Below are 14,566 nucleotides of genomic sequence, written 5' to 3' on the forward strand. Positions count from 1 at the left end.
GAATTATCAGAGGCGGGAACTCACTCCCACTCCGCGGTGCGGTGCCGCTCGGCCTTCTGCACGTACACCTCGGGCGTGTACCGCAGCACCGCCCGGTCGTCGTCGGTCAGCTCCCGGACGATCTTGCCGGGCGTGCCCGCGACGAGCACCCCGGAGGGGATCTTCTTGCCGGGCGGGACGAGCGCGCCGGCCGCGATGAGCGTCCCGGAGCCGATCCGGGCGCCGTTCAGCACGATGGCGCCGATGCCGATGAGCGAGCCCGTCTCGACGTGCGCGCCGTGCACCATCGCCTTGTGGCCGAGGCTGACCCGGTCCTCCAGGACCGCGGGCATGCCCGGGTCGGAGTGCATGCAGCCGAGGTCCTGGATGTTGCACTCCTCGCCGACGATGATCTCCTCGTCGTCCCCGCGCAGCACCGAGCCGTACCAGACGCTGGACGCGCGGCCCAGCGTGACCCGTCCGACCACGACGGCGCCGGGCGCGACCCACGCCGCGGGGTCGATCCTCGGCCGGTCCTCGCCCAGCGCTCCCAGGTAGCTCATGGCGCCGATGGTAGCCGCCCCCCGGCCGAGCGATTTCTCCCAAGATTGGATAGTTTGTCGCGCACGCCCATACGACTGACGTGCGCGCCCATGCGAGGAAAACGGCAGCGAGAAGTGCGGTTCCGGTTGCGCGAATGGGGTGGACCGGACAAGAGTCGTCCTGACGTTTCCCACCGTGGGCCGCTCACCGGCGGGTGAGGATCGCGACTCAACCGACTCTCGACCGACACTGACGGGGCGCCGACCCCCGCCAACGACCCCCAAGGCATCATGAGCAACGAAGCCGAAATCCTGCCGAACCTCCTCCAAGAAGAGTCCTTCGAGATCGTCATGCGCGGCTACAACCGCCGCCAGGTCGACGACTACATCGCCCGCGCCCAGCAGAAGCACCGTGAACTCGAGGCGCGGCTCGCCCGCGCGCAGGACGAGGTCGAGCGGATCCGCCGCGAGATGGCCGAGGTCCGGGAGGCCCGCAAGCCGACCGGCGACGACCTGAGCGACCGGCTCCGGCAGATCATCAACCTCGCCGAGGACGAGGCCCAGGACAAGCTCGCCGAGGCCGAGGCCAGGGGCACCGAGATCCGCAAGGACGCCGAGCAGGAGTCCAAGCGGATCATCGACGAGGCCCGCTCGCACGCCGACCGGAACCTCGCCCAGGCGCAGGAGAAGGCCGAGCACGTCCTCGCCTCCGCCAAGAAGGAGTCCGAGAGCGTCCTGTCGTCCGCCAAGCAGGAGGCCGAGCAGACGGTGACCGGCGCCCGGCTGGAGGCCGAGCGCACCCTCACCGCGTCCGAGCGGCGTGCCAGCGTGATCAACGAGGGCGCGACCCAGCGGCTCACCGCGCTCACCAAGAACCACACGCAGGCCCTCCAGCGCCTCACCGAGATCAGCGAGACGCTGCACCGGCTGCTGACCGCCGAGAACGAGGCGGGCCCGCTGGAGAAGATGGTCGAGGACGCGGTCCGGCAGAGCCCGGGGCCCCGCCCCCAGGGCAAGCCCGCTCCGCAGGCGCAGCCCGCTCCCCAGCAGCACGCGTCTCCGGCGGCGGCCAAGCCGGCGGGCGCCAAGCCGGCGCCGGCCCCCGCGAAGCCCGCCCCGGCCAAGCCCGCCCACGCCCCCGCTCCGGCGCAGGCGAGCCCAGCGCAGGCGAACCCAGGGCAGGCGAGCCCGGCGCAGGGAGCTCCGGGCCAGGGAGCCCCGGGTCAGGCGGGTCAGCCCGGTCAGGCGACGCCGCCGCAGACCGCTCCCCCGGTCAAGCCCGAGCCGTCCCCGGCCGCCGACGCGCCCGCGCCGTCCGTCCCGCCGCAGGCCAAGCCCGCGCGTCCGGACGACGACACCGGCGGCCCGGCGACCGCCCCCATCCCGCCGCAGCAGCCCCGCGGCCCCATGGAGCTGTAGCGCGGAGCGCCTTGCTGGAGAGCGAGCGCCGCGAGCACGGCGGGCGGTGCGGAGGGTCCTGAGCAGGCCCGCCGCACCGCCCGCGGCGTTTCCGGGGGCGCGTTCCGGGGGCGCGTTCCAGGGGCGCGTTCCAGGGGCGCGTTCCGGGGGCGCGTTCCAGGGGCACGGCCTCGCGGAGACGCCGTTTCGGGTGGTCTCGCGTTATATAGGATCTTGATCGTGAGCAAACGGACCCATCCGCGCGGGACCGCCCGCCCGGTCAGGCTTCTCGGGGACCCGGTCCTGCGCACCGAGTGCGACCCGGTCCGGACGTTCGACGCCTCCCTGGAGCGCCTCGTCGACGACATGTTCGTCACCATGTACGAGGAGGACGGCGCCGGCCTCGCCGGGAACCAGATCGGCGTCGGCCTGCGGCTGTTCGTCTACGACGTCGAGGACGACAAGGGCCGCCGCCACATCGGCCACGTCGTCAACCCGGAGCTGGTGGCCGCCGACGGCGAGCAGGTGGTCGAGTCGGAGGGCTGCCTGTCCATCCCCGGGCTGCGCTTCGACACGCCCCGCTACCAGCACGCCGTCGTCGAGGGCGTGGACGTCAAGGGCCGGCCCGTCCGCGTCGAGGGCACCGGCTACTTCGCCCGCTGCCTCCAGCACGAGTGCGGACACCTGGCGGGCAAGGTCTACATCGACGTCCTGTCCGGTGACGCGCGCCGCGAGGCCATGCGGGCGATCCGCGCGATCCGCCAGTAGGCACAGCAACCAGTAGGCACAGCACTCAGTAGGCACAGCCCCCCGCCGGCCCCTGCGGGCCATCCGCTCGGCACCGGCACTCGGCCTCTCCCCTGCCCGCGTTCAGGGGACGTTCAGGTTGGGATGGCACCCTCTGCGATGATGTGGAGGGGGACTGTGCAAGTGGTTGAACGTGCGGCGAACGGCGGCAGGACGGCGGAGGCGACGCTCCTCGTCGTCGAGGACGAGCCCAACATCCTGGAGCTTCTCGCGGGCAGCCTGCGCTTCACCGGCTTCGACGTCATCACCGCCACCAACGGGGCGGACGCGGTGCAGTCGGCGCGCCGGCACCGCCCCGACCTCATCGTGCTGGACGTGATGCTGCCCGACATCGACGGGTTCGACGTCGCGCGGCGGTTGCGGTCCGGCGGCGACCACACCCCCGTGCTGTTCCTGACCGCGCGCGACGCCGTCCAGGACCGGATCAAGGGGCTGACGATCGGCGGCGACGACTACGTCACCAAGCCGTTCAGCCTGGAGGAGGTCATCGCCCGCATCCGGGCGGTGCTGCGGCGGTTCCGCGGCGGCGTGTCCGAGCCGCCGCCGCGCATGGTGTTCGCCGACATCGAGCTGGACGAGGACAGCCACGAGGTGTGGCGCGGTGGCAGGGCCGTCCAGCTGTCGCCGACCGAGTTCAAGCTCCTGCGCTACTTCATGGCCAACGCGGGCCGGGTCGTGTCCAAGGCGCAGATCCTCGACCACGTGTGGAACTACGACTTCCGCGGCGACGCGGGCATCGTCGAGTCGTACGTGTCGGCGCTGCGCCGCAAGGTCGACAACACCGAGCCGCGGCTCATCCACACCCTGCGCGGTGTCGGCTACGTGCTGCGCGAGCCGTCGAGAACGGGCTGATGGCCACGCGTGCCCCGGCGTCCGGCGGCCCTCCCGAGCCGCGCGGCTCCGGTAGCGCGGCCCGAGGCGCGGGGGGCGCGACGCGAGGCGCCGGGAACGCGGCGCCGAGTGGCGGGGGCCCGGCGCCGGGCGGAGCGAGCCCGGTGGTGGGCGCCGGGCGCGCGGCGCCCACCGGAGGGCTCGCGCGGCTGTGGTCGCGCACGTCGCTGCGCGTCAAGCTGATCGCCGGGATGCTCATCCTGGTCACCCTCGGCATGACGGTGATGAGCGCGGCGGGCGCGTCGGTGCTGCGGCAGTACCTCGTCGGACGGACCGACGACCAGCTGCGCGGGTCGGTGGGCCGGGCCGTCGACCAGGCCGTCCCGCAGTTGCAGGCCGGGCAGGCGCAGATCACGGTGCGGATCCCGAGCGAGATGTACGGGCAGGTCCGCACGCCTGACGGCCGCTCGCTCGGGCAGAATCCGGCGTGGAGCGAGTCCGGCCATCCGCGGCTCCCGGCGAACCTGGACAAGCACATCGACCGGCCGTTCACCGTCACCGGGACGGGCGGGTCGACCTGGCGGATCCTGGCCGAACCGATCCCCGGCGGCGCGATCCTCGTGCTCGCGTTCAGCATGGAGGAGATCGACCAGACGGTTCAGCGGCTCGTGGTGATCGACGCGATCGTCGGGCTGCTGGTGCTGGCCGTCCTGGTGGTCGTGGGCGTCGCCGTCGTCCGGGCCAGCCTGCGACCCCTCTGGACGGTGGAGGAGACGGCGGGCGCGATCGCGGCGGGCGACCTGTCCCGGCGCGTCCCGGAGGCCGACCCGGGGACGGAGATGGGCCGGCTCGGGCGGTCGCTGAACACGATGCTCGGGCAGATCGAGGCGGCGTTCCGGGCGCGTGCGGAGTCGGAGGCGGCGGCCCGGCGCTCGGAGGAGACGGCCCTCCGCTCGGAGGAGACGGCGCGGCGCTCGGAGGAGACGGCCCTGCGCTCGGAGGAGCGGATGCGGCGGTTCGTCGCGGACGCCAGCCACGAGCTGCGGACCCCGCTGACCGCGATCCGCGGGTTCGCCGAGTTCTACCGGCAGGGCGCGGCGCGCTCCCCCGAGGAGGCGGACCGGCTGATCGGCCGGATCGAGGACACCGCGTCCCGGATGGGCCTGCTCGTGGAGGACCTCCTCCTGCTCGCCCGCCTGGACCGGCAGCGCCCGATCGAGCGGCGCCCGGTGGACCTCCTCGCCGTCGCCGCCGATTCTGTCCAGGAGGCGAGAATCCTGGCACCCGACCGCACGATCGATCTCACCGTCGAGGGAGGCCTCGCCTACCAGGTGCGGGGGGACGAGCCGCGGCTGCGACAGGTCCTCGGCAACCTCCTCAGCAACGCCGTCGCGCACACGCCGGAGGGCACGCCCGTCGAGGTGCGGCTGTCGCCGGGGACGCTGCGCGGCGAGCCGGCAGCGGTCGTCGCGGTCGCCGACCGGGGGCCCGGCCTCGCTCCCGGGCAGGTGGAGCGGGTCTTCGAGCGCTTCTACCGCTCCGACGAGGGCCGCTCGCGCGACCACGGCGGAGCCGGTCTCGGCCTCGCCATCGTCGCCGCGCTCGTCGCCGCCCACGACGGCGAGGTCCGGGCCGACTCCACGCCCGGCGAGGGCGCGACGTTCACGGTCGTCCTGCCCCTGGCGGAGGACTAGGGGCGGTCTCACGGGGCGCGGTGCTCCAAGAATGAGGCGGCATTCAGGGAACGTTCAGGATCGTGGGTTCCAATGGACGCACAGGGCGCGCCCCGGTCTCGACGGGGAGCGGGAGGCCGCGCCCTGGCCAGCTTCGACGAAGAGTCGGCGTGACCGGCCGGCTGAGGGCCGGTCACCGCGGCCGGGGGACGACCCCCGGCCGCGTTTTCATGTCGTGCTGGTGTTCAGCACACTTTCAGGTTGACTCCAGGCGGCCTGCAGATCCGGGGCGCACTCTTCATGGTGAGAGAGCGACAGGGGGTCCAGATGAACGCCGACAGGCCGCAGCAGCAGCCCTTGGAGCCCGGCGGAGCCGGAGAGCCCAGCGGACCCGAGTTCGACCCGTACCCGCAGTGGACGGGCAACGTCCCGCCGCCGCCCCAGCAGCCGGCGGACGCTGCGTCCCGCCCGAGCATGCTGGGCACGGGTGGACCGGGCGCGAGCGGACCGGGCGCGGGTGGGCCGAGCGCGGGCGGGCTCGGCGCCGGTGGGTTCGGCGCGGGCGGGTCGGCCATGGGCGGGTCCGGCGCGGGCGGGTCGGGCGCGGGCGGGTCGGGGGCGGGGATGTTCGGCACGGCGCGGCACAAGCTCGCCGCGGTCGGCGCGGCGATGGCGCTGGCCCTGGGGGCGGGCGGCGCCGGCGCGGGGGTCGTGCTGGCCCTGACGCACGAGAGCACCGTCTACTCGAGCCCGACGGCGGTCTCCGGGGTCACGTCCAAGAGCACGACCGCGCAGGTGGCCGCCGCCGTCCAGCCGAGCGTGGTGTCGATCCAGGCGCAGACGGCGTCCGGCGTCGAGGGCGGTTCGGGCGTGATCCTGCGCTCGGACGGCGTGATCCTCACCAACGCGCACGTGGTGTCGGGGGCCCAGCAGGTCGCGGTGAAGTTCAGCGACGGCAAGACGGCGTCCGCTCAGGTCCTCGGCGCCAACTCGGCGGAGGACGTCGCCGTGATCAAGGCGCAGGGGGTCTCGGGTCTGCGGCCCGCCACGCTCGGCTCCAGCCGCAGCGTCGCGGTCGGCGACCAGGTGCTGGCGGTGGGCAGCCCGCTCGGGCTGGACGGTTCGGTGACGTCCGGCATCGTCAGCGCGCTCGGCCGCGAGATCCAGGAGGGCGGCGACCAGCAGCAGCAGCTCCCGCCGGGGCTCCAGGGGCAGCTGTCGAAGCAGCAGCGAACCGTGATCAAGAACGCGATCCAGACGGACGCCGCCATCAACCCCGGGAACTCCGGTGGCGCGCTGGTCAACGCCGCGGGCCAGGTGATCGGCGTCAACACCGCCATCGCCACGTCCGGGAGCAGCAGCGGGAACATCGGGGTCGGCTTCGCCATCTCGATCGACTCCGCCAGGAAGGCCGCCGACGCGATCATCGCCGGCACCTAGGTCTGTCCCGGGACGCCGTCTGGCCAAGGCTCTGGGGGGAGCGGGCGGCGGGCGGCGTCCCGGGTCAGGAGGTCCTCCCGGCCGGGCCGGGCGGGAGGACCGAGCAAGGGAAGAGCGGCCGCGTGACCTGCCTGTGCGTCACGCGGCCGCTCTGCGCCGTCCCCGAGCTCAGCTCCGCACTCGGACGGTGGGACGCCGCTTCATCCTGGCCAGCATCCGCCGCGTCGTGAGCAGGTAGTACTCGCGCGGCAGCGTCCGGACCCGCAGCGGGAGGCGCGGGTAGACGAGCGCGATCGTCCCGACCAGGAGCCGGAACCGGCGCTCGCGTCCCGCGTCCCACCTCCACCCGTACTGCTCGCGGATCGGCGCGGGCATCAGCCCCGCGGTGAGCAGCCGGATCGCTGCCAGGCCGGGCGCGTGCAGCGGCCCGCCGGGCAGCTTCGGAGCGAGCACCTGCGCCGCGATGGCCCGCGACGCGTCGGTGATCTCAAGGCTCTGCACCATGTCCGCGTAGTACTCGCGGAACTGCCGGTAGGTCTCCGGCATCCGCTCCTCCGGGCAGCCGAGGATCGTCGCGTAGACCTTGGTCTGGCCGTAGAACTCCTCCAGCTCGGCGTCGGTGAACGTCCGCCGGAAGACGAGCTGGTAGAACTGCGCCGCCACCGCGAACAGCGTGGCCGCGACCCACACCTGCAACTCCGGGTCGTTCGCCTCGTAGTCGGGGCCCGTCACCGCCGAGTGGCCCTTGGTGACCAGGGCGCTGAAGGTCTCGGCCTCCTCCCGCGTCCCGAACTGCACGGCGTAGAGCCAGCCCATCGTGTTCCGCAGCCTGCGCAGCGGGTCGTCCGCCGTGTAGCTGTGGTCGTAGACGCCCTGAGCGACCTTGGGGTGGGCCGTCTGGAGCAGCGACGCGGCCCCGCCCGCGGCGATCAGCACGCCCTCCCGCGTGATCACGCGGATGAGGTCGTCGTCCCGGAACAGGCCCTCGTTCCTGGCGGGCGTGCCGGGCGTGGCAGGGGTGGCAGGCGCGGTCATGGCGCCCAGTGTAAGTAATTACTTTCACCTCTCGCCAGCCGGGGCGGCCGGTCCGTCCGCGATCAGGTCGGCGGCGGGATGTAGGTGAAGCGCATCGCGTTGCTCTGCCCGGCGAGGGTGATGATGCGCACGAAGGTGGAGTCCGTACTGAGTCCCGGAGGGACGGTGACGAGCAGTTGCGCGCTGGAGTTGACCACCACGGTCCCCGGGATCGGCGTCGTCGAGTCCTCGGAGAAGTGGGCGACGATCAGCGGGCTCACGAAAGCGGTGCCGTTGACCAGGATCTGACTGCCGGGGATGCCGCTGCTGGGGACGAGGGAGGTGATGACGGGCGCGTCGTAGTAGGTGAAGCCCGCCGGAAGCGTGGGGGTCGCCGGAAAGACGACCTCGCCGCCCGCGGTGGTGGTGTAAACGTTCTCGAGCTGCGTCCAGGGGGGTCCGCCCATCAGGGGGACGGCCGGTGGGATGGCGGTGACCTCGGTGTTGGACACAGAGGTGAACCGGGCCTCCGTGGCGTCTTCTTCCGTGGGGCCGATGCGCACGTGACGGACCGTCAGCAGGTTCTGGCCGAGCAGCGTGATCACGGGCGGGGCCGTGGCGGATCCCCCCACGGGCGCCACGCTCAGCACCACCGGCGCGGCGATGTAGTAGAACGGCAGCGGCGGGGCGCTGGTGCCGTCCGGCCCGGTGACGGAGACGTTCACTATTCCGGCGCCAACCGGCACGAGGCAGGTGATGAAGGTCCCCGAGGGGTCGACGGTGCCGACCACCGTCCTCCCGCCGATGTGGACCTGGGTGGCCCCGGCGAGATCGGTGCCGCGGATGACGAGCGTCTGCCCGAAATGCCCCTGGTTATTGCCGTTCTCTCCTGCTTCCAGTGAGGTGATGACAGGTTGTGGCACCGCGTGCTCCTTCGACAAGGCGTCCAACCGAACGCCGGGGGACGATCTGTAGAGGTCTGGACAGAGGGATTCGGTGGAAAGAGCCTCGCCGGGACGGCTTCTGGTCCGGCGGTTATTGGAGCGACGGGACGGCTCCTTCCCTGCGACAATGGGTGTATGTCCGCCCAGATCCACGTCCGCGGCTCGGTCTCCATCCCGGAGTCCGAGCTCGCCTGGCGTTTCTCCCGCTCCTCGGGGCCGGGCGGGCAGCACGTCAACACCAGCGCCACCGCCGCCGAACTCTCCTTCGACGTCGCGAACTCCCCGTCCCTGCCGGAGCCGCTGCGCGCCCGCGCGCTTGAGCGCCTCGCCGGGCGCCTGGTCCGCGGCGTCCTCACGATCCGTGCCGAGGAGTACCGCTCCCAGCAGCGCAACCGGGACGCGGCCCGCACCCGCCTGGCGACGATCCTGGCCGAGGCGACGGCCCCTCCGCCGAAGAAGCGCGTCCCGAAGAAGGTCCCGCGCGGCATCAACGAGCGGCGGCTGGAGAACAAGAAGCGCCGCAGCGCCGTGAAGCGCCAGCGCACCGCCCGCTGGGACTGAATCCCGGTGCCCTGGCCGTACGGACCGGCCAGGATGGGCGTCGTGTTCGGCAGTGTTCGCAAGGTGTCCAGTGCAAGGTGTCTAGGTGAAGGTGAAGGGGACCGGTTCGCTGGCTCCGCCGGGTGTGTGGACAACGAGATCGACTGTTCCGGTGACGCCGGTCGGGGAGAGCGCGACGAGCTGGGTGTCGGAGACGGGGCTGAACTCGGCGACGTGGCTGTCGAAGGTGACGTTGATGGAGTTGCTGACGAAGGCCGTACCGGTCACGATCACCTCGACGCCGGCGGGACCGGAGGTGGGTGAGATCGCCGACACCGCGGGCCGGTCGTAGGCAAGGTAGAAGCCGTTGAACAGCGAGGTGCTCCCGCCGGCGGTGCGCACGCCGACGACCACCGGCTGGCTCCAGGGGCTGCCGCCTACGGGGTCGATGGAGACGGGGGTGGCCAGTACCTGGTTGTCATTGACGACGACCGGAGGGGCCGTACTCGGGATCCCGTTGAACAACACCTGGTTGGTGGTCAACAGGAAGTTCCCGTTGAAGCTGATCGGACTCGGAGCCAGCGCTTCTCCTTCAGCCGGCTCGATGTCGAACAGGACCGGGCTGGCGATGTAGTAGAAGTTGCGGGGAGTGCTCGTGACGACGGTGTCGAGGACGGCCGTGACCGGCGCCACCCCGCAGCCCCCCGGGACGATGCACTGGACCTCGGTGTCGGTCACCGAGGTTGGGGGACCGACCTGGTACCGATCCTGACCGAGGTGGTGCCCGACAGGCCGCCTCCGGAAGCCTGGACACGTAGAGTCTGTCCGGTGTTGCCCTGATTGGTCCCCTGCGGACCACAGGCAAGGCCAGTGAGTACCACTAGCGCCATGATTCTTCCTTTCGGTTCCGCCGATCTTCACGGACTCCACCCACACCGGAACCCGCCCAAGAGATCGACACCGATGGAGACCATTTACGGGGACGCTCACGTCCGCTTCTCCGCTCCAGAATGATCCCGCGCGCCCTTACGCACGGAAATATGGAGCACTTCGCACATGGAGGCCAGGGGATCGTTGGGGCCGTCCCACGGAGCACCTGGGCATCAGGGGCGTGCTCGCGGACGCCGTGGGGGGAGCATTCACATGCCACACTGTGATCGCCTTATACTTCTCGCCCCCGCCCCCAAAAAATTCCCCCTTCTAAGGGTCATCAAACCGAAATCAGAGAGCCCAGCATAGATCTCTAAATTCAATCGCACAATGGCTGCAAAAAGGGCTCACTCCTCGGCCATCGATCATCGCGTTGATCGTGGAACGGGTGCGGGGCGGGTGTGCCGCGGGCGGAACGTCCAGCGTCACCGGCCGAAGTTCACCACTCCGCCGGGGCGGGGCATTGCGCTAGGCCGCCGGGCTTTCAGCGGCGGAAGAGGGCCTGGGCCGTACCCATCATGATCCGGTCTCCCGGGCGGAGCGTGCGCATGACGGACTCCAGGACGGGCTGTTCCATCGAGACGCAGCCAGCGGTCTGGCCGGTGCCGACGTGCATGAAGATCGCGGAGCCGCTGCCGTGCACGACCCGCGAGTCCGGGGGGCGGTTGTAGTTGATCACCACGGCCTGCCGGTAGGGGCCGCTCTTCATGATCTTCGAGAGGTCCTCGTCGGCGGGCAGGCACGCGCCCCGGTAGTAGCGGTTGTACCGCCGGTCGCCGATCGTCGAGCCCCAGCAGTCGCCGCTCTCCCGCAGCCTGCGGTAGGGAAGGCGTGTGCCGGGGTCACTTTCCCCGAACGCCTCGGTGAGGCTGTAGGAGCCGGTCGGCGACTTGCCGTCCCCCTCACGCTTGGCGCCCGGTTCGGCGTAGCCGTTGCGCCCGACATGTCCCGGGGCGGTCAGGAGCGCTTTCCACGAGCGCCCGGTCCTGGCGCATTCGGTGACGGTCACCTCGGTCGTCCCGTAGTCGGCCGCCACGGCGAACACCACATGCCGGGCCGCACCCGCCGCATAGCGCGTCTTCCCCTGGCCGAGCGCTCGGCAAGGATCCTGCGCCGGGGTTTCCTGGGCGGACGCGGGCGAAGCGAGGACGCCCGTGACGACCAGGAGCGAGGCGGCAGAGAGGAGCGAAGCGGCGGACGCGACCGTGACCCGCGCAGCACCAGAACGCATGAGCGGCTCCCTAGCCTTCCCGCGCCGGACCAGCCTTCCCGCACCGGACCGACCATGCCCGGCCCGCCACACCTCTACCCCGACCAAGGTCATCTCACTCGGGCCACGGGGCGGTCAGGCGGACGCGCCGTGGAACAGGATCTTCTTGGCCATCGCCCGCGCCAGGTGCCGCAGGTGGGGAAGAGAACCGGTAGAGGGGGTGGCCGCCGCGCATGAGGCGGTCCCGGCCGGTCGGGCGTCGGTGGGGCCCGCGCGGCTTTCACGTCCACGAGCGGCCGGACGAGCGCGGCGGAGCGTTCGCCGCATTCCCATGTCAGAGCACAGATCGGGTCACGACCATGACGATGCAGCGCCGACGCTTCCTGCGGAGCGCGGGCCTGGGCCTGCCCGGTCTCGCCGTCCTCTCCTCCTCTTGCGACGAGCAGAGCAGCGGAAAGGCCGTGCACCAGCCCCGGCGGACGGAGGTGGTCGTCGTCGGCGCCGGTGTCAGCGGCCTTTCCGCGGCCCGTCACCTGGCGGACCGCGGCCGCCGGGTGACGGTGCTCGAAGCGCGGGACCGGATCGGCGGACGCGTCTGGACCAGCAGGCAGTGGCCCGGCATGCCGCTCGATATGGGCGCGTCCTGGATCCACGGCGTCGACGGCAACCCGATCACCGACCTGGCCGAGATGGCCGGCGCGCGGACGGTGGTGACCGACCCCGGCAGCTCCACCGACTACCTCGCCGACGGACGGAAGGCCGAGGGCGCCCAGGCAGAGGCACTCCAGCGCCGGATGACGGACACCGCCGACGCGCTGTCCACCTACCAGGACGAGGCAACGCGGGACGCCCCTGTCCGCAAGGTCGTCCAGCGCGCGCTCGGCTGGTCCGGCCTCTCCGCCAGCGCCAAGACCTTTGTCTCATACGCGCTGAACGACTACGAACACGAGTACTCGGGCAGCGTCGACCAGATGTCGGCCCTGTACTTCAACGACGAGGCCAAGGCCAACGGCAAGGACGTGCTGTTCCCCGGCGGTTACGGAGCCGTCCCCGACTACCTCGCCAAGGGGCTGTCCGTGCACACCGGGCAGGTCGTCAAGCAGGTCGCCTGGAACTCCTCCGGCGTGACGGTCACTACCGGCAAGGCCACCTACCAGGCCGAATACGTGGTGGTCACGCTGCCACTGGGCGTTCTGCAGAGCGGCGCGGTCAAGTTCGTCCCCGGACTGCCCGCTGCCAAGCTCACCGCCATCGGCAAGCTCGGAATGGGCGTCCTCGACAAGTGCTACCTGCGCTTTCCCAAGGTGTTCTGGCCCGACACCGACTGGCTGACCTACGTCCCGGACCTGGACAGGTACGGCCAGTGGGAGCAGTGGATCAACATCGCGCGCCCCACCGGCCGGCCCGTGCTGCTCGGCTTCAACGCCGCGACCTTCGGCCGCACGATCGAAGGCTGGAGCGACGCCCAGATCGTCGACAGCGCCATGCACACCCTGAGGACCATCTTCGGCGCGAGCATCCCCACCCCGACGGGCCACCAGATCACCCGCTGGGCGTCCGACCCGTACGCTCGGGGCTCGTACTCCTTCTACAAGGTCGGTTCGACGCCCGCCACGCGCGACCAACTCGCGGCCCGCGTGGGCGACCGGGTGCACTTCGCCGGCGAGGCGACCAGCCGCAGGAACTTCGCCACCGTCCACGGCGCCTACCTGTCGGGCATCCGCGCGGCCAAGGAGATCAGCGGCTGAACCGGCTCACCCGAGCGGCAGGACCAACACGTCTGAGAACGGCGGTCCGGTCCCGCTCGGACTTGGTCACCACCAACTCGACCGAGCACCTGCTCCCCGCGTCCGAGCCGAAACCCGCCCCGCGAGAACCGGCTGTCCTCGAACTGGTGACGGCCACTATTCGGACGCTTGGCCTGGCACGGAGTGGTCGGTCAACGCGGCGAGGGCGGCATCGACCGCGTCGGCCAGGCGGAGGGGGTCGGGTTCGGCGCGGGCGAGGACGTGGAGCCCCTGCATGAGCGCGAGCAGGAGTCGCGCCTGCGCCCCGCAGTCGATCCCGGGACGGACCTCGCCGGATCGCTGCGCGGCGCGCAGGGCCTGCGTCAATCCGTCCTCCAACGCGCTGAAGCCCCCGTGCACCAGCCGACCGACGGCCTCGTCCTCGGGAAGGAGTTCGGCCGCGGAGTTGCCGAGCATGCAGCCGCGTCCCGGTGCCGACCGCGCGGCCTGGAGGACGTCGAGGAGAAGTGCCCGGATGCGAGGCAGGACGGGCCCTTCGGCGGCCATGGCGTCGGCCTGCTCCCGAGTGGCGTCCACGTAACGCCCTAGCGCACGGAGAAAGAGTGCGTGCTTGCTGCCGTAGGCCCCGTAGAGGCTGCCCGGCAGCACGCCGAGGTCCTCCTTGAGATCCCGGAACGAGGTGGCCGCGTATCCGCGGCGCCAGAAGAGCTCAAGGGCACTGCCGACGATCTGGTCGTCATCGAAGGTGCGCGGCCGTCCGGTTCGTGGCATTGCCCCAGCGTACGACTTCTTGACATCACGTTCAAAAAGTGTAGTAGCGTGCCGGGTACGACTTCTTGGTCGACCTTCCAAAAAGTCGACCTCCGAACGCGACCCGAGGAGACCCCGTGAGACGTCTGTTCCTGCACATCAACGTGTCGATCGACGGGTACATAGCCGACCCGGCGGGCGACATCGACTGGCGGTTCGCCGACGAGGAGTTCCAGTCCCACCTGGACGACATGCTGGAGTCGATCGGCGGGATGGTCTTCGGCCGGACGGCCTACGAGCAGCTCGCGAGCTACTGGCCGACGGCCGGCGATGAGGTCTCGCCCACGCAGCGGCGCCGGATGCACGATCTGCCGAAGTACGTCATGTCGCGCACGCTCCGGAGCACCCGCTGGAACAACTCCCACCTGCTCGGCGACGACCCGGCGACCGCCCTCGCCGACCTCAAGCGGCAGGACGGCCGCGACCTCGCCCTCTTCGCCGGCGGCCGGGCCGCCACCGCCGCCATCCGCCTCGGCGTCCTGGACGAGTTGCGACTCGTCGTCAACCCCGTCCTCCTGGGCGGCGGAACACCGCTGTTCAACGGGGGTCACCCGGTGCAAGACCTACGGCTGACCCAAAGTCGGCGGTTCACCTCCGGCGCCCTGCTCAACACCTACGACCTGCACACACCCCCCTCGACCCCAACCCCCCAGCACGGTGTCCAAGAACCTCGACCGCGTCGACGGTGAAGTCCCCTCCG

At 71.3% G+C, this 14,566-nt stretch carries 14 protein-coding genes; 8 read left to right on the plus strand and 6 right to left on the minus strand.

Translation table 11 applies throughout. From position 1 onward, the window contains the following. Window positions 1-20 precede the first annotated feature (20 nt). A complete protein-coding gene (locus tag FKD65_RS18595) occupies window positions 21-542 on the minus strand; it encodes a gamma carbonic anhydrase family protein (protein ID WP_141578699.1) in 522 nt (173 codons plus the stop codon). Between the two features lie 270 nt (window positions 543-812). On the opposite strand from FKD65_RS18595, the gene FKD65_RS18600 reads away from it, so the two are divergent. From FKD65_RS18600 to FKD65_RS18620, 5 genes are all read left to right on the plus strand, one after another. Next, entirely contained in the window at window positions 813-1,940 is a 1,128-nt protein-coding gene (locus FKD65_RS18600) for a DivIVA domain-containing protein (protein ID WP_141578700.1), read from the plus strand. Between the two features lie 219 nt (window positions 1,941-2,159). Then, window positions 2,160-2,687: a peptide deformylase gene (gene def / locus FKD65_RS18605; protein ID WP_240810228.1), complete on the plus strand. Its 528-nt coding sequence runs from the start codon at window positions 2,160-2,162 to the stop codon at window positions 2,685-2,687. A 162-nt stretch (window positions 2,688-2,849) separates the two neighbouring features. Continuing rightward, entirely contained in the window at window positions 2,850-3,578 is a 729-nt protein-coding gene (locus tag FKD65_RS18610) for a response regulator transcription factor (RefSeq protein WP_240810229.1), read from the plus strand. Window positions 3,579-3,724: 146 nt separating this feature from the next. Continuing rightward, a complete protein-coding gene (locus tag FKD65_RS18615; RefSeq protein ID WP_240810230.1) occupies window positions 3,725-5,251 on the plus strand; it encodes a cell wall metabolism sensor histidine kinase WalK in 1,527 nt (508 codons plus the stop codon). A 306-nt stretch (window positions 5,252-5,557) separates the two neighbouring features. After that, window positions 5,558-6,670 carry a S1C family serine protease gene (locus FKD65_RS18620; protein WP_240810231.1) on the plus strand — a complete coding sequence of 371 codons (1,113 nt, stop codon included), beginning with the start codon at window positions 5,558-5,560 and terminating at the stop codon, window positions 6,668-6,670. Window positions 6,671-6,838: 168 nt separating this feature from the next. Here FKD65_RS18620 and FKD65_RS18625 read toward each other — a convergent pair whose 3' ends face one another. Then, the gene (locus FKD65_RS18625) at window positions 6,839-7,705 is read right to left on the minus strand and encodes an oxygenase MpaB family protein (RefSeq protein ID WP_141578703.1); all 867 of its coding nucleotides are present in this window, start codon (window positions 7,703-7,705) and stop codon (window positions 6,839-6,841) included. Between the two features lie 62 nt (window positions 7,706-7,767). Then, window positions 7,768-8,607: an IPT/TIG domain-containing protein gene (locus FKD65_RS18630; RefSeq protein ID WP_168221091.1), complete on the minus strand. Its 840-nt coding sequence runs from the start codon at window positions 8,605-8,607 to the stop codon at window positions 7,768-7,770. Window positions 8,608-8,763: 156 nt separating this feature from the next. Between FKD65_RS18630 and arfB the strand changes: the two genes are divergently transcribed. Further along, a complete protein-coding gene (gene arfB, locus FKD65_RS18635) occupies window positions 8,764-9,189 on the plus strand; it encodes an alternative ribosome rescue aminoacyl-tRNA hydrolase ArfB (protein ID WP_141578705.1) in 426 nt (141 codons plus the stop codon). A gap of 81 nt (window positions 9,190-9,270) precedes the next feature. On the opposite strand, the gene FKD65_RS18640 is transcribed toward arfB, so the two are convergent. Beyond that, window positions 9,271-9,906, minus strand: a complete 636-nt coding sequence (locus FKD65_RS18640) for an IPT/TIG domain-containing protein (RefSeq protein ID WP_168221092.1) — start codon at window positions 9,904-9,906, stop codon at window positions 9,271-9,273. 676 nt (window positions 9,907-10,582) lie between these two features. After that, window positions 10,583-11,329, minus strand: coding sequence for a L,D-transpeptidase family protein (locus FKD65_RS18645; RefSeq protein ID WP_141578707.1), 747 nt, complete (start codon window positions 11,327-11,329; stop codon window positions 10,583-10,585). A 338-nt stretch (window positions 11,330-11,667) separates the two neighbouring features. Between FKD65_RS18645 and FKD65_RS18650 the strand changes: the two genes are divergently transcribed. Beyond that, on the plus strand, window positions 11,668-13,056 hold the full coding sequence (locus FKD65_RS18650) for an NAD(P)/FAD-dependent oxidoreductase (protein WP_141578708.1): 1,389 nt from the start codon (window positions 11,668-11,670) through the stop codon (window positions 13,054-13,056). Between the two features lie 156 nt (window positions 13,057-13,212). Here FKD65_RS18650 and FKD65_RS18655 read toward each other — a convergent pair whose 3' ends face one another. Then, window positions 13,213-13,827, minus strand: a complete 615-nt coding sequence (locus FKD65_RS18655) for a TetR/AcrR family transcriptional regulator (protein WP_141578709.1) — start codon at window positions 13,825-13,827, stop codon at window positions 13,213-13,215. Window positions 13,828-13,943: 116 nt separating this feature from the next. Here FKD65_RS18655 and FKD65_RS18660 point away from each other — a divergent pair, with 116 nt between their 5' ends. Further along, complete coding sequence (locus FKD65_RS18660) at window positions 13,944-14,555, plus strand: dihydrofolate reductase family protein (protein ID WP_168221093.1); 612 nt, start codon at window positions 13,944-13,946, stop codon at window positions 14,553-14,555. Window positions 14,556-14,566 lie beyond the last annotated feature (11 nt).

The sequence above is a fragment of the Actinomadura sp. WMMA1423 genome (assembly GCF_006547145.1).
Classification (GTDB): domain Bacteria; phylum Actinomycetota; class Actinomycetes; order Streptosporangiales; family Streptosporangiaceae; genus Spirillospora.